At 60.9% G+C, this 19,395-nt stretch carries 19 protein-coding genes and 3 pseudogenes; 13 read left to right on the forward strand and 9 right to left on the reverse strand.

Annotated features, from left to right (window positions below):
- Positions 1 to 20 precede the first annotated feature (20 nt).
- Positions 21 to 221 carry a hypothetical protein gene (locus BPNPMPFG_RS35270; RefSeq protein WP_258598180.1) on the reverse strand — a complete coding sequence of 67 codons (201 nt, stop codon included), beginning with the start codon at positions 219 to 221 and terminating at the stop codon, positions 21 to 23.
- 390 nt (positions 222 to 611) lie between these two features.
- Between BPNPMPFG_RS35270 and BPNPMPFG_RS35275 the strand changes: the two genes are divergently transcribed.
- A complete protein-coding gene (locus BPNPMPFG_RS35275; RefSeq protein ID WP_258598205.1) occupies positions 612 to 2,273 on the forward strand; it encodes an MFS transporter in 1,662 nt (553 codons plus the stop codon).
- Positions 2,274 to 2,373: 100 nt separating this feature from the next.
- On the opposite strand, the pseudogene BPNPMPFG_RS35280 reads toward BPNPMPFG_RS35275, so the two are convergent.
- From BPNPMPFG_RS35280 to BPNPMPFG_RS35290, 3 genes and pseudogenes are all read right to left on the reverse strand, one after another.
- Positions 2,374 to 2,531 (reverse strand): annotated as a pseudogene (locus BPNPMPFG_RS35280) (integrase core domain-containing protein); the annotation flags it as partial.
- 15 nt (positions 2,532 to 2,546) lie between these two features.
- Positions 2,547 to 2,642, reverse strand: a pseudogene (locus BPNPMPFG_RS35285) (IS6 family transposase); the annotation flags it as partial.
- 231 nt (positions 2,643 to 2,873) lie between these two features.
- Positions 2,874 to 3,245: an XRE family transcriptional regulator gene (locus BPNPMPFG_RS35290; RefSeq protein ID WP_258598181.1), complete on the reverse strand. Its 372-nt coding sequence runs from the start codon at positions 3,243 to 3,245 to the stop codon at positions 2,874 to 2,876.
- Positions 3,246 to 3,991: 746 nt separating this feature from the next.
- On the opposite strand from BPNPMPFG_RS35290, the gene BPNPMPFG_RS35295 reads away from it, so the two are divergent.
- The 11 genes and pseudogenes from BPNPMPFG_RS35295 to glyA form a co-directional block, all read left to right on the forward strand.
- Positions 3,992 to 4,375 carry a hypothetical protein gene (locus tag BPNPMPFG_RS35295; RefSeq protein ID WP_258598183.1) on the forward strand — a complete coding sequence of 128 codons (384 nt, stop codon included), beginning with the start codon at positions 3,992 to 3,994 and terminating at the stop codon, positions 4,373 to 4,375.
- Between the two features lie 52 nt (positions 4,376 to 4,427).
- On the forward strand, positions 4,428 to 4,985 hold the full coding sequence (gene msuE / locus BPNPMPFG_RS35300; protein ID WP_258598185.1) for an FMN reductase: 558 nt from the start codon (positions 4,428 to 4,430) through the stop codon (positions 4,983 to 4,985).
- Positions 4,986 to 5,159: 174 nt separating this feature from the next.
- The gene (locus BPNPMPFG_RS35305; RefSeq protein ID WP_258598207.1) at positions 5,160 to 6,485 is read left to right on the forward strand and encodes an LLM class flavin-dependent oxidoreductase; all 1,326 of its coding nucleotides are present in this window, start codon (positions 5,160 to 5,162) and stop codon (positions 6,483 to 6,485) included.
- A gap of 70 nt (positions 6,486 to 6,555) precedes the next feature.
- On the forward strand, positions 6,556 to 7,485 hold the full coding sequence (locus BPNPMPFG_RS35310) for a TauD/TfdA dioxygenase family protein (protein WP_258598186.1): 930 nt from the start codon (positions 6,556 to 6,558) through the stop codon (positions 7,483 to 7,485).
- Positions 7,486 to 7,513: 28 nt separating this feature from the next.
- Entirely contained in the window at positions 7,514 to 8,605 is a 1,092-nt protein-coding gene (locus BPNPMPFG_RS35315) for an ABC transporter substrate-binding protein (RefSeq protein WP_258598187.1), read from the forward strand.
- Between the two features lie 166 nt (positions 8,606 to 8,771).
- Positions 8,772 to 9,449, forward strand: a complete 678-nt coding sequence (locus BPNPMPFG_RS35320) for an ABC transporter permease (RefSeq protein WP_258598188.1) — start codon at positions 8,772 to 8,774, stop codon at positions 9,447 to 9,449.
- Positions 9,446 to 10,270 (forward strand): ABC transporter permease, encoded by an 825-nt coding sequence (locus BPNPMPFG_RS35325; RefSeq protein ID WP_258598189.1) that lies wholly within the window; start codon positions 9,446 to 9,448, stop codon positions 10,268 to 10,270. The genes BPNPMPFG_RS35320 and BPNPMPFG_RS35325 overlap by 4 nt, the downstream gene beginning before the upstream one ends.
- Entirely contained in the window at positions 10,267 to 11,097 is an 831-nt protein-coding gene (locus BPNPMPFG_RS35330; protein ID WP_258598190.1) for an ABC transporter ATP-binding protein, read from the forward strand. The genes BPNPMPFG_RS35325 and BPNPMPFG_RS35330 overlap by 4 nt, the downstream gene beginning before the upstream one ends.
- A gap of 273 nt (positions 11,098 to 11,370) precedes the next feature.
- Positions 11,371 to 12,819: a CYTH and CHAD domain-containing protein gene (locus BPNPMPFG_RS35335; RefSeq protein WP_258598192.1), complete on the forward strand. Its 1,449-nt coding sequence runs from the start codon at positions 11,371 to 11,373 to the stop codon at positions 12,817 to 12,819.
- A gap of 549 nt (positions 12,820 to 13,368) precedes the next feature.
- Positions 13,369 to 13,830, forward strand: a complete 462-nt coding sequence (locus BPNPMPFG_RS35340; RefSeq protein ID WP_183454834.1) for a phasin — start codon at positions 13,369 to 13,371, stop codon at positions 13,828 to 13,830.
- Positions 13,831 to 13,983: 153 nt separating this feature from the next.
- A pseudogene (glyA, locus tag BPNPMPFG_RS35345) lies at positions 13,984 to 14,213 on the forward strand (serine hydroxymethyltransferase); the annotation flags it as partial.
- Between the two features lie 41 nt (positions 14,214 to 14,254).
- Here glyA and BPNPMPFG_RS35350 read toward each other — a convergent pair.
- The 5 genes from BPNPMPFG_RS35350 to BPNPMPFG_RS35370 form a co-directional block, all read right to left on the reverse strand.
- Complete coding sequence (locus tag BPNPMPFG_RS35350; protein ID WP_258597717.1) at positions 14,255 to 15,598, reverse strand: DUF7986 domain-containing protein; 1,344 nt, start codon at positions 15,596 to 15,598, stop codon at positions 14,255 to 14,257.
- Between the two features lie 71 nt (positions 15,599 to 15,669).
- Positions 15,670 to 16,194, reverse strand: a complete 525-nt coding sequence (locus tag BPNPMPFG_RS43320; protein WP_413776915.1) for a recombinase family protein — start codon at positions 16,192 to 16,194, stop codon at positions 15,670 to 15,672.
- A gap of 113 nt (positions 16,195 to 16,307) precedes the next feature.
- A complete protein-coding gene (locus BPNPMPFG_RS35360; protein ID WP_258597719.1) occupies positions 16,308 to 17,183 on the reverse strand; it encodes a sensor histidine kinase in 876 nt (291 codons plus the stop codon).
- Positions 17,165 to 17,623 carry a hypothetical protein gene (locus BPNPMPFG_RS35365; RefSeq protein ID WP_258597721.1) on the reverse strand — a complete coding sequence of 153 codons (459 nt, stop codon included), beginning with the start codon at positions 17,621 to 17,623 and terminating at the stop codon, positions 17,165 to 17,167. Before BPNPMPFG_RS35365 ends, BPNPMPFG_RS35360 begins: the two co-directional genes overlap by 19 nt.
- Before the next feature lie 46 nt (positions 17,624 to 17,669).
- Complete coding sequence (locus BPNPMPFG_RS35370) at positions 17,670 to 18,353, reverse strand: response regulator transcription factor (RefSeq protein ID WP_258589733.1); 684 nt, start codon at positions 18,351 to 18,353, stop codon at positions 17,670 to 17,672.
- Between the two features lie 350 nt (positions 18,354 to 18,703).
- On the opposite strand from BPNPMPFG_RS35370, the gene BPNPMPFG_RS35375 reads away from it, so the two are divergent.
- A complete protein-coding gene (locus BPNPMPFG_RS35375) occupies positions 18,704 to 19,384 on the forward strand; it encodes a response regulator transcription factor (protein WP_258597725.1) in 681 nt (226 codons plus the stop codon).
- The last annotated feature ends 11 nt before the right edge of the window (positions 19,385 to 19,395 follow it).

Raw genomic sequence — 19,395 nt, forward strand, 5'->3', positions numbered from 1 at the left:
CCCAAAAAATGATTAGCTGGCTATGCCAGGCTCTTGTAAAGAGCATCTTCTTCGAAAATGCCCATACCAAATAGGTCCATAGCTCGCGCGGCCAGTTGCTCCGCTTCAGCAGAACCTGCGCGGATTCCTTTTTCTTGGCAGATCCGATCATAGACCCGCTTCAGCAACGCGAGGTCGTCAGGGTAGGCTATGCCGCTTGGGGATTTTTCCGAATTGGTCATCGCTCTCTCCCTGTTGTAACGCGAAGCGCGATGATCGCTCAACCGACGATGCCCTTCGGCTCCTTATCGCCGATGTAAAGCGTCCTACTTCCTTTTTGGCCAAAGGCCTAGAAACAAATGAGGTCGTCGAAGAAACATTGCACCCGAGAACTCCGGGACAATCTGGTCCGCTGGATCCCGCTCCGTTCCTCAGTGGCGCTGCGATCGTCCGGCTCTCCTGCTGGCGCCGTGCAGGCATTGGTCGGCGGCAAGAGCTCGAAGTTCCGCTCCAGGGAGCGTCGGCGCGTAAGAATTCGCGATTGGGATGATCTCTCAGTTACCAGCCGCCACGATCCAGTCGAGATTGCATGCGAGACACCTGCCAATATTCGGAAAGCAAAGGCTCGCAAAATGAGTGGGGTGGCTGGATCACATGAAGATTTGGCTGCACCAACGACTTTTGCGCCGCTCGGGAATCCGACCTTTCGGTCGATCTGGCTCGCGACCCAGGTTTCCAGCCTCGGCTGGTTGATGCAGACTGTTGCCATCAGCTGGCTGATGGCGACGATCTCGACTTCCGATCTGATGGTTGCGCTGGTGCAGGCTTCATCGAACCTGCCCGCTTTCATCTTGTCCGTCTTCGCTGGGGTTCTCGCCGACAATTACAGTCGGCGCCGGGTCATGTTCGCCGGCCGCTGCCTTATGGTGATAGCCTCTGCAATGCTCACTGCGTCCGTGGCGCTGGGCTTTGTCAGTCCGTGGATGATCCTCGGCTTCAGCTTCTTGATCGCAAGCGGCGGCGCTCTCAACGATCCTGCCTGGCAGGCCTCGGTTGGCGATATGGTGCACCGACGCGATGTTCCCGCTGCCGTCACCTTGCTCTCCGTCGGCTTCAACACTGTGCGGACCGTGGGCCCGGCTCTCGGCGGCATCGTGGTTGCCTCGTTTGGGCTTTTGGCAGCTTTTACCGTAACCACCCTCACCTATCTGGTCCCGCTAGGCACCATATGGCGCTGCAAGTGGAAGGTTCGCTCTTCACCTCTCCCGCGCGAGTCGATGAAAACGGCGATCTATGACGGGCTGCGCTTCACGGCGATGTCATCGGAGATCAAGGCGGCGATCGCCCGCGGAACCCTCTTTGGCCTTGCGAGCATCGCCATCCTCGCGCTGCTGCCGCTGGTTGTCCGCGATCATTTGGGGGGAGGACCGCTCGCCTATGGCACGCTCATGGCCGGCTTCGGCACAGGCGCCGTCTTCGCCGGCCTCTCCAACAGCACATTCAGACGGAGCTTATCGCAAGAACGGCTGATGAAGCTCTCCTGCGTCGCCTGTGCGGCATGCTCCCTTTCCCTGGCACTGACCTCTTCCATTGCGGTGGCGGCAATTGCGCTCGCCTTGGGCGGCGCGGGCTGGGTCACCGCCTGGTCCGGGGTTGGCGTGAGTGTGCAGCTGGCCAGCCCGCGCTGGGTCGTGGGGCGCACCATCTCGATCTATTATGCCTTGATAGATGGGGGCATCGCCGCCGGCAGTTGGGTATGGGGCACGGTTTCCCAGAACTATTCCCTGACCTTGGCGCTGGAGGGTTCCGCTGGAGCCCTGTTGCTCGTCGCCGCAGCGGGCGTCCTGTTTCCTCTTCGCGAGCGCCGCGAGTCCGAGCCCGATCCTTTGGAGGAATTCGACGCCCCAGCTGTCGCTCTCAATTTGAAGCCAAGAAGCGGGCCGATCGTGGTCAAGGTCGAATATCTGATAGCCGAGAGAAATCTCGAGGCCTTCCTCGACCTCATGCGGCAGCGGCGTCATGTCCACAGCCGCGTCGGTGCTCGGAATTGGACGCTCCAGCGCAACCTTCAGAAGCCCATGCAATGGACAGAAACGTTCCGCACGCCGACCTGGACGGACTACCTTCGCCTCAATCATCGTCTCACGGAAGTAGACAAGGAACTGGACGAGCGTGTCTTCCAGTTGCACGCGGGGGAGCAAGTGCCTCAAATGACGCTTTCGATTGAGCGGCCGACAAGCTCGGCCCGCAAACCAGACCAGTCAATCCTTCACCTTCCCCGTCATCGAGCCTGACCTTTCAATATCTGGATAAGGAGGCTGGGGGCTTCGACATTCCGAAGACTTGAGCCGCGCGCGCTGTTGTCGTCGCCGCGCCATCGGGGCCAGGGACCAGTGAAAGTGAGTTGAACAGCGTCTCGTTCAACAGTTCGTCGCGGCGGCCGTCGAAGCCCTCGATGGAGGCATTCTGCATCGGCTTGCCAGGCACGATGTAGTCCCATTCGACACGGACCCGGCCCATGCCTGGATGGCGTTCGGGGTGAATTCGCTGCCCTGCGTGGCCCGTTATCGTTTTCGCAGCGGCACATGCGATTTCTCGGCGCGATCGTTCAGTCCTTTGTGCGAGCGATGCTCAACTTGCGGCATCACCTGCCGCCTTGCCGCCATAGGAGGATCACTACTATCTCCGCCGCGAGGACGACTATCGCCGCGAGTCCCCCGGACGCGGGCGCTGACGCCCGACGCCGCCGTGGTCGCGTTCATGCGGCGGGGGATTGCGATTTCCCGGTCGACCTCGACCAGCCCGCCGACCGTGCCACGCTCTTCTGGATGGCCTTCCAGGCGCTCGCCGGCGTGGATGACGGTGTCCTGCGGTTGCGCGCCCTTCTGTTTCTCTCAGCCCGACAGCTTCTGCGACCGGGTCTGCCGCGCTACACGCCGGGTAGCTTCATCTTTTTTCCGGATGGCTGAGGTCAACTCGTCATAGTCGACGCCGCGCTTCTTCAGCGCCCTGCGCGCATCGTCGATCTCGAAGCCCAGCAACTCGAATACGGTCATATTGAGCTTGGAAGCGATGCGCTCGATTGTCTTGAGGGTCGGATTTCCGATACCGCGCAGCATCGTGTAGTAGGTCCCTCGCGCCAAACCCGTCTTGGGGAGGAAGGCCTCCATCCCACCATTATCGATCTCAAGCTGCTGGAGGTGCAGCGCCAGCATTTCATTGAGGATCGAATGATCGAGCGGCTGGGGCTTGCGGACGGGCGACATGAATGGACGAACTCCGGAAAGGCACCTGCGCCTGCGGAGACAATCAATGCCGCAATGCGATTATATTGTATAGTGAATGTTCTCAGAATGCGGCACGGCGCGTTGGGGTCAAACCTCCTAAGCTTCGTCATGCGCAAACTTTTTCAATTTGCACCGCCTCGAGACGGCCACCGCCGTGTTTAGGGGGTGCTGTGGACTGACACGGCCTCACCTGTCGGGGCAGCGACAACATACAAGATAGTGAGCGGACTCAGTTTCGACTCAGGTGCGAGTTCTGTCTGGTACTGATGCATTAGTTCCCGCGCGACACCGCATGCCGACGAAAAAAGGAAGGCCCGCACGATGCAAAGCAGGCACGCCTGTAGCCTATGCATGGACCAACGCTACCTTTCGACACGACGGAAAACCGATAAGCCTGCTGACGATAGGATGGGCCTTCCTGCTCCTCTCCAGGCTTCGCATAGCGAGTTCTTCTTTGGAGCAAGCCCGCAGCCGGACCGCGCGGCGTCAGCGTCTGTTCCTACCACCTGGTCCGAGGCTCGGGTTACGATGTGTCCTGTTTTACCGGTCAACAATCGAAGGTGTGCGCTCGACCGCGGATCGGTCCTGGCGACTTCCCGACCTCGACGGGGATCGCGGCCAATGCGCCGACCCCCCGCCAGCGCGTCGATCGTCGTCGCGCCGACCGATGTCTGACCAATGAGTCGACGTAATTTCGTCAGTTCGCCTCGGATTCATCGCGCAGGATGAATTTCGAGAACGCTGCAAGCTGCTCTTCCCCGGTGCGCGAGGTCGCCGCCGCGATAGTGGGCATGCACACAGAGCCAGAAGACGACTTCGTCAGAAAGTCCGGCAAAACAGGGCTTTTTGCAGAATGCGGCTCAAGATCGCCACCGCCCGCGGATACAAGTCACATGATGCCCGACGCAGAGATCGTCACCGGCCCCGTGATCATTGACAAAAGTAATCTCGACAAGGTCCGTCACCGCTTGATGGAAGCTGGCCGTCAGATACGCGATCGCAATTGGCCTGACCCGTCTCAGTTTGCATCGAATGAACCAATTGCAGTCGATGTTCCGCAAACTCCATCCGATTGGGGACTGTTTTTTGAAATACGCTCTCTCTTTTAATTCATCGAATCGATAGAGTTGAGTGGCGCTGATCGCTTTGAGGAGCCAGGTAATGTCGAAAAAGTTCGCGATAGGGGTGTCGGGCAATCTTACTCGTCCTTCGAAGACGAGGGCGTTCGTCGACCACATAGTCGGGCAGGTAGCGAAGAAGATTGGCGCATATTCGGCAACCTTCGATATCGAGGATTTCGGCCCCTCCTTCGCACAGGCCAGACGGCTTAGCGACCTTGACCCATCGGCCCGAAACATCGTCGAGCAATTGTCGAGCGCCACCGTCCTGGTGGTCGGCTCGCCGACGTTCAAAGGCAGCTACACCGGGCTATTCAAGCATTTCTTCGATCTGCTGGAGCCGACCTCGCTTAAGGGAAAGCCAATCATCCTTGCGGCGACTGGGGGCGGCGAACGTCATTCCCTCGTCGTGGAACATCAGCTTCGGCCGCTCTTTGGCTTCTTCGAGGCGTTGACCATCCCGACAGGTATCTATGCCTCCGACCGGGACTTCGCCGATGGCGCTATCATATCCGAAGCCATCCGCAACCGCACGGAACAAGCCGTAATCGAAGCGTGTCGGCTGGTTGGAGAGACGGGCAGCATTAGCCTGGCCGCCTAAGCATTGTGCGGGCGGAAATGACGACGCTGGCAACTTGTTGGCCGACAGCAAAGCTGCCGAAATCCTGACGGATCGCACACTCCGGAAAGCGCCGTCCTCATCGTGAATTTCCATGTTGACTGAAAAAGGAGACTGAAGGTGAGCAAAGTTGGAAAGCTACGGCTTGGCGCCTTTATGTATCCAGCTGGCCACCATGTGGCGGCATGGCGCCACCCGGACACCGCCGCGGATGCAACGACGAGCCTCAGGCAGCGCATCGCATTCGCCCAGGCGGCAGAACGTGCGAAATTTGACCTGATCTTTCTGGCTGACGGGGTCGCGGCCCATACGGATAATCTCAAATCCCTCTCCCGGACTGACGAATGGGCCGTCGGCTTCGAGCCTTTGACGCTCCTGTCAGCGCTTGCGGTTGTGACGGAGCGCATCGGCCTGGTAGCAACAGCCTCCACCACGTTCAATGAGCCGTTCAACTTGGCCCGCAAATTCGCCTCGCTCGATCAGATCAGCGCCGGCAGGGCCGGCTGGAACCTCGTGACCTCGTCCAATCCGCTCGAATTGGAGAATTTCGGCAACATCAGCCAGTTCGCCCATCAGGACCGCTATTCAAGGGCGGAAGAGTTTGCTGATGTCGTGCTCGGCCTATGGAACAGCTGGGAGGATGATGCCTTCCTGCGCGACAAGGATAGCGGCCTGTTCTTCGACCCGGAGAAACTGCATATCCTCCGGCATCGCGGACGGCATTTCCGGGTGCGCGGACCGCTGACGGTCTCACGCTCGCCACAGGGTCACCCGATCGTCGTCCAGGCGGGCTCCTCGGAGGCGGGCAAGGAGCTGGCGGCCCGTACAGCCGAGGTTGTCTTCACCGCCCAGCGGACGCTCCAGGAGGCTCAGAGCTTCTATGCCGACCTCAAGGGACGCCTTGAGAAGTATGGCCGCCATCCCGATGATTTGAAGATCATGCCGGGTGTCTTTCCGGTGGTGGGGCGAACCGAAGCCGAGGCGCGCGAAAAGTTCGAGGAGATCCAGTCGCTGATCCATCCCGACGTTGGGCTGGAGCTCCTGTCGAACCTCTCCGGCGGTGTCGATCTTTCCGCCTATCCCCTCGACGGTCCGCTGCCGGACCTGACCGAGACCGAGCGCGGCAAAAGCCGCCAGCAATTGATCATCGATCTCGCCCGGCGAGAAAATCTCACCATCCGTCAGCTCTACGAGACCATCGCCGGGGCACGCGGCCATTGGCAGCTTGTCGGGACGGCTGAGACCATCGCGAACGAGCTCGAAGAGCGGTTCAACAAGGGCGGCGCCGACGGGTTCAACATCATGCCGCCGACCGTGCCCGGCGGGCTCGACGATTTCATCGAGCTGGTCATCCCCGAGCTGCGCCGCCGCGGCCTGTTCCGCACCGAATATGAGGGCCGTACCCTGCGCGAGAACCTCGGGTTGAAGCATCCCGCTCATCGTGCCCCTCACCGCGAGCCCGGCAGCCAGGCGGCCGAGTAATCCATTCCCAGTCAACCAACCCGGCAAAGGGCCGAGCCACGCCGGCGGTCCAACCAAGGAGCAGACCGACATGACCACATCAACCCAAGCCACCGCATACGCATCCTCGCTGACGATCAAACCGGTCGCCGGCCGGATCGGTGCCGAGATCGCCGGCATCAAGCTTTCGGGCGACCTTTCCGACGAGACGATAGCAGCCGTCAATGCCGCTCTACTGCAGCACAAGGTGATCTTCTTCCGCGACCAGGATCAGCTGACCGATGCCGAGCAGGAGCGCTTTTCCAAGCGCCTCGGCAATCTCGTTCCACATCCGACCGAGCATGTACGCAACGGCACGACGTCGATCCTCGAACTTGACGCGTCACGAGGTGGCCGCGCCGATGCCTGGCACACCGACGTCACCTTCGTCGATGCCTATCCCAAGATTTCAATCCTGCGCGGCGTGACCATTCCCGAGGTCGGCGGCGATACGGTTTGGTCCAACACAGTGGCGGCCTACGAGAGCCTGCCACCGGCGCTCAAGGCGACCGCCGAACAGCTGTGGGCGACCCATAGCAATGCCTATGACTATGCCGCACAGCGCCCGCACGCCACCGAGGTCGATCGCCGCCACTATGAAGAGGTTTTTGCTTCCACCGTCTACGAGACCGACCATCCCGTGGTGCGGGTCCATCCGGAGACCGGGGAGCGCTCGCTCATACTCGGCTCCTTCGTGCAGCGCTTCGTCGGCTATTCGAAAAGCGATTCCGAGCAGCTCTACGCCCTCCTCCAGTCTCATGTCCTGCGGATTGAAAACACGGTGCGCTGGCGCTGGCGAGCGAACGACGTCGCCATTTGGGACAACCGTGCCACCCAGCATTACGCCGTCAACGACTATGGCGACCGCGCCCGTGTCGTGCGCCGCACCACTCTCGACGGCGACGTCCCCGTGAGCGTCGACGGCCGCCACAGCGTCACCCGCAAGAAGCTAGTTCGCGACGCCGTCACCCGCGCCGCCTGACCCTTCCCTCAAGCCAGGATTCTCACTCATGAAATTCGCGCATATTGCTGCCCTGATTGGCGGCCTTCTCGCCACCGCTCCCGCGTCGGCCGAGACCCTCATCCGCATCGGCTATCCCGGAACCGGCATCGACGACCGGCCCTATGCCTATGGCGACTACATCGCCGTGGCCAACGTGCAGCAGCTTGTCGAGGCCGAGTTCAAGGACGTTCCAGACGTCAAGGTTTCCTGGACTTTCTTCCGCGGCGCCGGCCCGGCCCTCAACGAGTCGCTCGCCGCTGGACAGCTCGATTTCGCCGCCGGCCTCGGCGATCTGCCTTCGATCGTCGGCCGCTCGCGCGGCCTGCAGACGAAATATCTGGCCTCGGCCGGCAGCCATGATGCACTCTATCTCGCGGTACCCCCGGATTCGCAGCTCAAGACCGTGGAGGACCTGAAGGGCCATAAGGTGGCGCAGTTCCGCGGCACCAATTTGCAGATCGCCACCGACCGCGTTCTCGAGAAGCACGGCCTCACCGAAAAGGACATCCGCTTCGTCAGCCTCGACTCGAATGCCGCCACGGCCGCGCTCGTGTCGGGCAATGTCGAGGCTTCCTTCGGCGGCTCGGAATATCTCGACCTCGCCAAACGCGGCGCGGTCAAGATCATCTACTCGACCAAGAACGACGACCCGACGCTTGGCCGCAACGCCGGGCTCCTCGTCACCGCGGAGTTCGAGAAGGCCCACCCGGAATTCACGGCCAAGGTCGTGCGCGCCTTCGTCAAGGCCGCGCGCTTCGGCTCAGACGAGGCCAATCGCCAGGCAGTCTTCGAGCTCTGGTCGAAGGCCGGCCTGCCGGTCGAAAGCTTCGAGGCCGATTTCAAGGACGAACCCCTGGCCCATCGCCTGTCGCCTGTCGTCGATGACTTCATCATCGCGCGCTACAAGGACCAGGCCGAGCGCGCCAAAGCCTATGGCCTGATCAAGAAGGACGTCGATATCGACAGCTGGTTCGAGACCAAGTACCTCAAGCAGGCCCTGCTGGACCTCAAGCTCGAGAACTACTGGTCCACCTTTGACGCGAAGGGCCAGAAAGTGACCGCGGGCGAGGTCGAACACACCAAAGCGGCGAGCAACTAAGATGAGCAGTGGCCAAGCCGCGGCCCAGACCGGCCATGGGGACAGCACCGCCGGTGCTGCCCCCACTCGCCGGCGCATTCTCCCGGCCGCCGGCATCCTGGTTCTCGGCCTCGTGGTGCCGCTAGGGCTTCTGACGGTCTGGACTGTCGCCGCTCTGCTGGGCCAATTGCCGGAGCAGATCCTGCCGCCGCCGTGGATCGTGTTCGACACTTTGTTGGACGGCATCCAGGACGGCTCGCTGCTCTCCAGCACGGTGACGAGCCTTGAGCGCGTTGCGGAGGGATTTGGCGCCGGTGCGCTGGTGGGCCTCGTCTTCGGCACGGCAGTTGGCCTGTCGAAGACCCTTCGCGAATTCGTCGATCCGCTATTCCTCGCCCTCAGCCAAGTCCCGACCCTCGGCTGGATGCCGATCGTCATTCTGATCGTCGGCATCGACGAAGGCTTGAAGGTCATCGTCATCGGATGGTCGGCCTTCATTCCAGTCGTACTGAATACGTCCCAAGGCGTGCGCGACGTTCCGGAAGCTTATGTGGAGCTTGGCCGTGTGCTTTCGTTCAGCCGCTGGTCGAAACTCACGACGATCGTGCTGCCCTCCGCCGTCCCGTCGATCTTCACAGGGCTGCGAGAAGGCCTTGCCAACGGCTGGCAGACCCTGGTTGCGGTAGAACTCATCGCATCATTCGAAGGGCTCGGCTACCTGATGGCCTATGGCCGTCAGCTCTTTCAATTGGAACTCGTTCTTTCGGCCATGATCGTGGTCGGCCTGATCGGATTGGTGATCCATGGCCTGCTCACGCTTGCCGAAAACCATCTGCAACGCTGGCGTCCGGAGATCCCACGATGAGCCTGATCACGATGGCGGGTCGGGAGCGGCTGTCGCACAGCGCACCGATCGCACCGCCGCCCTTCCGCCTCACCGGCCGACATTTGCGGCCGCTTGCGGTGCCGATTGCGCTGCTCGCGATTTGGGAGTTGCTCGCCCATGCCGGTGCTGCTGACCCGCGTTTTCTACCGCCACTGGAAGAGGTGGTGGCCCGCGGCGTTGCAGAGTTCAGCCACGGTGGCCTCGGCTTCAATCTACTGGCGAGCCTGGAGCGCGACCTGATCGGTTTCGCGTGTGGCAGTGTGGCCGGGATCGTGCTTGGTCTGGCGATCGGATTTTCCCGCCTCGTCGAACGCCTGCTCGGGCCGGTGCTGCTGGTACACCGCCAGATCGCCCTCTTCGCTTGGGTGCCCCTCATCTCGATGTGGTTCGGCGGAGGCGAGACCGGAAAGGTCGTCTTCATCGCGCTGGCAGCGTTCCAGCCGACCTTGATCAACACGTGGCAGGGCGTGTCCGGCATCCCGCGCAGCTATCGCGAGCTTGCCGACGTGCTGACCTTCGGCTGGTTCGACTTCGCCCGGATCATCGCCATTCCGGGTGCGCTGCCGCAAATCTTCACGGGCCTTCATGCCGCTTTGATCTACGCCTGGACCGCGACGGTGGGGGCCGAGCTTCTGCTCAACATCGCACCAGGTATCGGCGGGCGCATGAACGAGGGCCAGCAGCTGTTCCACATGGATCTATTGCTGCTGTACGTACTCCTCCTCGGTGGCGTCGGCGTGGTCTTCAATGTCATCGCCGGCTCCCTGGAGCACCGCTTTCTGCACTGGAGGAACCCATGAGCGGCCCTGTCGCCATTTCTGAGCGGGGACGTGGGCAAAGCCACGCTTTGGAGATTATTGACGTCAGCAAGAGGTTCAGTGTCGCCGGCCATCAGGTCCAGGCTCTATCCCATATTCATCTTGCAGTCGACGAGGGCGAGTTCGTCAGCATCGTGGGATCCTCCGGTTGCGGCAAATCCACCTTGCTGCGGCTCGTGCTTGGCCTCGACACTGACTATGACGGCGACATCCGGGTCGATGGGCGCAGGGTGGAACGGCCGGGTCTCGACCGCTCGATCGTTTTCCAGGAGCACAGGCTTTTGCCCTGGCTCAATGTCGAGGCTAATGTCGCGGCTGCGCTGCGTCAAAGCCGATTAAGCGCTGCCGAACGTAGCGAACTGGTTCGCGACCATCTGCATCTCGTCGGCCTCGATCAATTCGCCAAAGCGTATCCCGCCCAATTGTCGGGCGGCATGGCGCAACGTGTGGCGATCGCCCGCGCGCTTGTTACCAAGCCGCGCTTTCTGCTCCTCGACGAGCCTCTGGGAGCCCTCGACGCGCTGACCCGGCTGCGCTTGCAGGACGAGCTTCAAAGGATCGTCCGGCATGAGAGCACGACCGCCGTGCTCGTCACGCACGACGTCGATGAAGCAGTCTATCTCGGAGATCGGATCGTCATCATGCATCCCCAACCTGGGCGGATCGCCACGATTCTGCCAGTGACCGACACAGTGTCGCGCGACCGCTCCGATCCGAATTTCATTCGGCTTCGCGACGAGGTGTTATCCTGGCTTGGCGTGTCGCGGATTGGAAACGATGCTGACGCCGAAGCTCGCCGCAGCGCCTGACCGCCGACATGGCTTAAAGTCATGTCCGCGCTCGATGAGCCACCACGCGGCTCGCCTCCTTCTTTTCTTTGGTAGCCATCTCTGTGTCCTTTCCTGCTTCATCGGATGAACGAGGACTGAGAAGTGTGGTTCCGGCTCGCGGATTGTCTGCCGGCTTGAGGTCCGGCCGCTTTTGGTCGAGGCGGGCGGTTGATTGTGACAGTCTCGTGACGCACCATGCGGGTTGGCGTTCCTTCGATTGCCGTGAAGCGACGCTGCGCCGAGGACATCATCATGCAGGAAACGGAACTGAAGCTCGAGCTTTCGCGGTCGGGTGCGGGGTCGCTCCTGAAGAAAAATCCGTTCGGATCCTCGCCCACCATTCTTCAGCAGAGATCCATCTATTTCGACACCCCCGGATGGGATCTGTCCAAGCGCGGCCTGTCGCTTCGCATTCGGCAATCGGGAAATGAACGGATACAAACCGTCAGAGCCGGCGATGGCGCCGAGGTCGGATCGTTCACACGCGAGCAATGGGAGCGACCGGTCGCCGGCGATACACCGATACTTGACGATCCGCAGATCCGAGACCTGCTTGCAGGGGCTGGCCCAAAAGTGGCGCCCCTGTTCGAGGTTCACGTCAAACGGCATCGTTGGAATGTGATGGATGGCGACGCCACGATCGAAGTCGCTTTGGATCTTGGCAAGGTCGTTGCAGCCGATCGCGAGGCCCCGCTCTGCGAGATCGAGTTGGAGAAGAAGGCGGGCCCACCGACAGCGCTGTATGCCCTCGCCCGGAAAGTCGCCCTGATCACGCCGGCGCATCTCGGGGTGCTGAGCAAAGCGGAACGGGGCTATCGTCTGCTTGGCTCGGCGCCCGGTGCTGTGAAAGCGGCTTCGACCCCGCTCACGTCCAAGACGAGCGCGGCAACGGCTTTCGCGCACATCGCCGCGGCCTGTCTCAGACAGTTTCGCCTCAATGAAACGGCGCTGGCCTGGCCCCGCGATGCCGAGGCCGTGCATCAGGCTCGCGTGTCGCTGCGACGGCTGCGCTCCCTTTGCTCGATCTGCAAGTCGCTGTTCGACGACAGCCGTTTCGACCACCTGCGAGAAGAATTGACATGGCTCGCCTCGGAATTTGGCGATGCGCGCAATATCGACGTGATGATCGACCGCGCTTCGAGCGAGGCTCTTTCAAGCCGTCTTCAAGACGCGCGCGACGACGCCTATGCGGCGGTCGAAGCATCGCTCTCCTCGGTGCGCGCCCGCTCCTTGCTGATCGATGCCGCCGAGTGGATTTCCGTCAGGGACTGGCGAACCCAATCGGACGAAATGTTATACGAGCAGTCGTCAAGGGATTTCGCCTCCGGTGTATTTGATAAACTTTGGAAAAAGGTGGCGAAGGGCGGCAACAATCTCATCGATGCCGATGACGAAACCCGCCATAAAGTGCGCATCGCGGCAAAGAAACTGCGCTACGCGGCGGAGTTCTTCGAGCCGCTTTACCAGAGCAAGGCGGAAGCCAAACGCCATCGACGGTTCATCATGGTGATGGAGGACCTGCAGGATCAGCTCGGTGGCCTCAACGATCTCGCCACCGCCCCCGATATGCTGGCAGGCCTGGAGCTTTCGGACGTGGCTGGTGCGAAGGATCTCTTCAGCGCCGAAGACAAGGCCAAGTTTCTTGTGGGCGCCGCGGAAGCGCACGACGCCTTTGTCAACACAAGGCGCTTCTGGCGTTGAGGCAGCATGCAGGACCACAGGGAGCGATAAGCACCTTGGTGATCGGCAGATTCGACGTCAACTAACAAACAATGCCTGATCCCATATGGTGTCGGGATACCTTCATGCATTGGCTTTGCTGGTTGACGGCGCGGCGGTGTTGGTCTTTCCGCAGGCGCTGCCAACGTTCCGGGCAGCCGGCGTCACGACGTTGAATTGACGAACGCGACATGGCGCCACCGCAAGCGCGCCGGAAGGTGCCCGTGGCGCCTTCTAGTGACTTAAAGAGAAGGCCAGCTGTATCGGTCGAGCGTCCGAAACACCGTAACACCGAGCGATGTGGAAGGAAGCGCGAATAATATAAAAAAGCTCCGAGCTTCGCGTGCTGTAATAGGTCGGCTGATTAAAAGCCCTGAGCCTGCCGGCAGCCTTCATTGGCGACCCCTATTGGCGCAACGCCGGCGCAGCCCGCTCGCAAAATTCATGTGGGCTTCATAAATCCGTTGCGACGACTCCGTACGTGAAGGGGACGGCTTTGTTTTGAGGCCGCCCTGGAACAGGATGGAAAAAATGTCCAAGCTCCCCGGCAAGACCGAAACGATCGAAAACGTCGAATTCCCTGCCTTCGACCCATCCAAGGCTACCGAGCAAGTTCACGCTGTTGTCGACCAGGGCCTTGAGCAGTCGAAGCAGGCATTTTCCAAATTGAGTTCGGACGCCGAAACGACACAAAGGGCTTTTCAGTCGACCTTTGAAACGGCCAAGACCACCGGCAACGAGGTGTCCCTGAAGATGCTTGACGCTCTGCGAGCCAATGCCGAAGCCGGCTTCACGCACCTTGAAGCACTAGTTGCCGTGAAGTCGCCGTCCGAGTTCATCGAACTGCAGACCGCTTTCCTGCGCAAACAGGTCGAAAAGTCCGCAGAGCAGGCCAAGGGCCTCCAGGTCGTGATGATGAGGGCTAGCGAGGACATGTCCAAGCCGATCAGGGATGCCTTTGAGAAAGCGTTGAAGGAACGCAAGGCTGCCTGATTGCTTAAGGCAACCGAGACCGAAGCTCAGTATCTCGTCTATTAGGGACCTGATGCCGGTGCTGTTCAATTGGTCGGGCGGCTTTATCTGCCCGACCGCATAGAAGTGAGAGCCGTCACAGATTTCAGGCTCGCCCGCCTCAGGCTGTCTATCGCGCTTTTGAGCCCCGGTGACGAGGTCATGGGCTTGCCCATTCCGGAAGGGGGCCATCTGACTCACGGTTGGGCATCAACTTTTCGGGACCGATCATCAGTGCGTCTCCTATGGGATGCACGAAAAGACGCAGCAATGACTATGACCGCGAGCGCGAGACGGCTACGCGGGAACGGCCGAAGCTCATTTGGGTCGGCCGAACTGCTTATCCGCTTGTCTTTGACTACGCATGGGCCTCAGTACATTACGGGACACAGATATAGAGTAGCGGTTACTGGCGAAGATCGAAGACGCCAAGTTCGTGCCACATCCATTCGAAACTATATGTGGCCATCGGGTCCACCGGATCGGGTTGCCTTGAGGACTGGTTTTCGAGATATTTGAGCCACTCGGCGACTTTTTGGCGGCCGGCTGCTGATTTTGCAGCCTGACGTGGCGTCTTGTTGCCGAGCATGCCGACCGGCTGATCAAGGGTATCACGATATTGGCGGTCCAGGAACTGATGGACGACCTGCTCGGCGATTTCGGGCGGTATATCGGATGTGGCGCGTGCCTGAATGCGGGAAGGAGGATCAGCCATCATCTGCTCAACGGTGCGGATTTCGGTGAGGGGCGTTCGGACGAGATCACCCAGAGCTTGCCGGATCAGGGCTGCTCCCTTCTCCGCGCGCTCTGCTGAATTTGTCGCCAGGTGCAGGAAGCGTCCCTTCATCTCGACATTTCCCAGCACGCGAGAACCGTTATCCATCGTGGTGTCGAGAGAAAGCGTGCCGCCGAGTCTCCCCTTGGATTTCTCTTCTAGCCAGTTCCAGGATTTTGCGTTTTCCTGCGACATGCCGGGAATGGCGTTCATCTGCAAGGCAATGTCCTTCTGCGCTACCCCTGCTGCCAGCGGAAACCTGACATCGTGGAATACGAGATCGTCACCGTCCGCATTCTGGACTGACGGCATCCCCATCGTCCGCTCAAACGTGTCGAACAGCCATGAAAGAGTGAACATAGAGGCCGCTGCCTGCAGGTCTTCATCGCTGATGGCCGGCAGCTTCTTCGCATTCTTTTTGCCGAACAGCCGGCGCAGGCCATCGAACAGCGCGTCGGCGGCCTGCGGTGTGAACGGTAACAATCCCCCTGCAAAGACATTCTTACCCACCACGGGCACGATGCGAGCGGCGATCCTGTCCCACTGCTTCAGCGTTTTCGTGGCCGTCCCCTCGCTAACGGCGATCGGCTCGCCGCCGCGAATAAGGTCGCGCGCCATGAGCGACTTCCCCGGGACCACCTCGCTGACTTCGTACAAGCTCATGATGGAGGTTCGCAGCGCTTTGATATAGGCCTTCGATTGGGCGGTTTCCTTCCAGCCGCGACGCTTGAGATATACATCGACAATGTTGCCGCCCTGGACCTCGAAGTCCTGGGTCAGGAAATCCTCGAAGGCGCAGCCCCACAGCGTCATGGCCCAATCGTCGCCGAGGATTTCGGCGACGTCCTCGAATTCCATGTCTCCTGCATCGAGGGCCGGCCCGAAATGATCCTCAAACACCTCCTCGAAATACTTGCGCCATTCATCGCGGGCGAGGAATTTCATCAGACCCTTGAGGTCATGACTGGTCGGCATGGAGGATCTCCAGTTTATGGCGGTGTTCGGCGACGATACGTGAGACAGTCGGTCCGCTCACGTCGTAAAGTCTAGCCATTTCGGCGCAGCTTTTGCGGCCCGACAAGACACTTTCGGCGATTTCCAGGCGTTTTTTCGGATCGACTGCGCCGTCCCCCGATCCTGCCTTCGGCTCGTGCCTTGGCGAGAGCGGTCGTGGTCCTTTCCCGGATCATGGCACGTTCGAATTCCGTGAAGGAGCCGACCATCTGCGTCATCATGCGACCTGCGGTCGTGTCGATCGCCCCGCTGAGTGACCAGAACCCGGCACCTTCACTTGTGATCTTGTCCATCAGATGAACGGGGTCTTTTAGCGAACGCGACAGACGATCCAGTTTCCAGACGACGACCGTATGCCATCGCGCAAGTGATCGAGCACACGCTGCAGCTCGAGCCGGTCCCCAGCGCCCGCCCGATGCCTTCTGTTCGAGCCCCGTCATCTGCGACAGGACCTGGGGTATGCCATTGGGACAACGAAAGGACCTAATGGATCCTGATGCGCAATTCGCTTGGTATCGATCAGCCCGGTCACGGTACCGCGACGCCACGCCGACCATCTGCACGAAAAGATCGCTGAAACGGGGGCCGAAATCGCGTCACTACGTCCTGGTTCGGCAACCGAACAACCGGCTGTTTTTGGATGCGCTACAGCGCTCAGCGAAGCAGGCTCTCAATTCTCGACTATGTGCGACAGCGTCTCGGATCGGTTGCGGGTCAAGGCTATCCGGCAACCGGGTGGTCCTTCGATCACCATATCCATGTCATGTAAGCGCGCGATCGCCGCCACCAGACTGAGGCCGAGGCCGTTGCCGGGTTCGTGACGGCTCGGCTCCGCGCGGTAGAACCGCTTCAGAACTATGGTTCGGTCGGCCTCGGAAATACCGGGGCCGGTGTCGCTGACAGAGACGATGTCGGCCGCGCCGCTGCGGGCAAACCGGACCTCGACGGAGCCGCCTGCCGGCGTGAATTTAATCGCATTGTCGATCAGGTTGGCGAAAGCCTCGAAGAGCAGGCTCGGGTCACCGCGCGAGGGTCTGGCGGGCTCGCCCTCGAAATAGGATCTGAGCGTGATGTTCTTGTCCTCGGCCAGCGGCTCGTAGAACTCGACGGCATCGGTGACGATGGCGCCAAGGTCGACGTCGATGAAACCGGCCCGCCGCGCGCCGTCCTCGATTTCGGAAATGCGCAACAGCGCGCCGAAGGTCTTCAAGATGCCTTGCGTTTCGGCAATCGCCTCGTCGACGCTTTCGGCATAGTCGGCAGTGGATGACGACCGTCTTCGCGAACGGTCGAGACCGGCAAGCAGGCGGGTCAGCGGCGTGCGCATTTCATGGGCGATGTTGTCGCAGACGCCTTTCACCTCGTTCATCAGCCGCTGCAATTCGTCCAACATCTCGTTGACCACGGCGACAAGCCGCCCCACGTCTCCGCTGCCTCGCGTCGGCAGGCGGCCGGAGAGGTCGCCCTTGACGATGCTGCGGGTCGCCTTGGTGATGTCGTCCAGTTGCCGGACGGCACCGGCGCCGATCAGGATCGCTCCAACCAATCCAGAACCGTCGTCACGCCGCCGGCGAGCAACATTGCGCCGAGCAGGACGTCGCCGAATTCGTTCAATTCGTCGACGCTTTGCGCAACTAGTAGGGTTTGGCCTGTCGGCAATCGCCAGGTCAGCCCGCGAAAGGGCGCCATGGGAAGATGGCTTCCGTGGCCGAACTCGAACGGGGCGGTGGCATTGTCATGTCCGGCGGGGAAGGGTAGCGGGTTGCCGGCGAGGACCTTGCCGGTCGCATCGTAAAGGGTAATCGGCCGCTCGGTGGTGGCGTCGTCGCGCTGGCGGTTATCCAGCCTCTGTGCCAGCGCGGTCGCATCCAGACGCGATAGCACCTTGCCCTCGCGCTGCACCCATTCGTCGACCCTGTTCGAGAGAAAGCCTTTCACCTCCCATGAGATGAAGGCGAAAAGTGTCAGCGACGCCAGGCCGAACAAAGCCAGGAACGCGATCGCTAGCCTGAAGCTGGTTGTCCTGGAGAGCTCAACCAGCCGCATTGAGGACGTAACCCGAGCCGCGCACCGTCTGGATGACCGACGGCTCGCCGGCCGTGTCGATCTTGCGCCGCAGCTTGCTGACATGCACATCGATGAGATTGGTTGGCTCGTCGTAGCGGTAGTGCCATATCTCCTCGAACAACATGGTGCGCGTCACCACCTGTCCGGCATTGCGGACAAGATATTCCAGGAGCCGGTATTCCCTCGGCAACAGGTCGACGAGCTGGCCGTGACGGCGAACGGTGTGCGTCAGAAGGTCCACCTCCAGCGGGCCGGCCCGCAGCACGGATTCGGTTATCGGTGCATTGCGCCGGCGAAGCAGGACATCCAGCCTTGCCGTCAGCTCAAGGAAATCGAAAGGCTTGGTCAAATAGTCATCGCCGCCGGCCTTCAGTCCGCGAACGCGTTCGTCGACGGCCGTCAAGGCGCTGAGGATCAGCACCGGCGCATGGATGCCGGCTGCACGCAGCGCCGCCAGGACGCCCAGTCCGTCGAGGTCGCCTGGCAGCATGCGATCGAGAACGATGGCATCGTAGGGATCGCTGATCGCTTTCACCAGACCATCACGACCGGTGAAAGCTGTCCGTGTCTCATATCCATAGTCGACAAGCGCCGCCTCGATCTCGCGCGAGGTCTGCACATCGTCCTCTATCACCAGTATGGTTGTCACACTGCACTCCGACGCCGGGCAAGATCATGCCGCTGCTTGCATTTGGTATTCCTGTATTCCTTTAGACGCATCCGACCTAGATCGGTTTCGCGCCAACATTAAATCGGATTCATGTTTGCTTCCGGAAAGCCCAGCGGAAGCTCCACAGCGGCGGCGAACTGGCGAGCCTTGGCGAAACTGAACAAATCTGGTCATGGTGGCCTCTCGCTCCTATGTTTTGCGGGAGATGGGTGCGTTTGGCGTCAGCCTGATCCTGCGAAACTCGGTTTCTCCATACAGATCCTGTGATCCGGCAATTTCGCCATATCATGAGAGCGGGTTAATCTTCCGGCGGCGAGAATGGCGGTCCGATGCGTATCCTGATTGTCGAAGACGATGAAAAGACGGCGAGTTACCTGAAGCGCGGTCTTTCGGAAGCCGGCCATGTCGTCGACCGCGCCCGCGACGGCGCCACGGGCCTGGCCATGGCGCTGGAAGACATCTACGACGTTCTGGTCCTCGACAGGATGCTTCCGCAGATGGACGGCATCGAATTGGTCAAAGGCATCCGGGCCCACGGCAACCAGGTGCCGGCGTTGATGTTGAGCGCCCGCGCCAGCACGCAAGACAGGATCGAAGGCTTGCAGGCGGGATGCGACGACTACATCGCCAAGCCCTATGCCTTCGCGGAGATCCTGGCGCGGCTCGACGCGCTGGCAAGGCGCGTCCAGCCGACACGGCGGCAGGCGGTGCTGAAGGTCGGCGAGCTGGAGCTTGATCTGCTTGGCCGGCGCGCGGTGCGCGGCGCACGCCACATCGATCTCCAGTACCGGGAATTCCTGTTGCTGGAGCTGCTGATGCGCCACGCCGGCCAGATCGTGACGCGTTCGATGCTGCTCGAAACGGCATGGCCCTATGATTTCGAACCGCGCGGCAACGTCGTCGACATGCATATCCACCGCTTGCGCGGCAAGGTGGATGAGGGGTTCGCCGCCCCGCTGATCCACACGGTGCAGGGCTCGGGCTACGTTCTCAGTCCGCAGCGGCCCTAGCGTATTTTCCT

The organism is Mesorhizobium sp. AR07, from assembly GCF_024746815.1.
GTDB lineage: Bacteria > Pseudomonadota > Alphaproteobacteria > Rhizobiales > Rhizobiaceae > Mesorhizobium.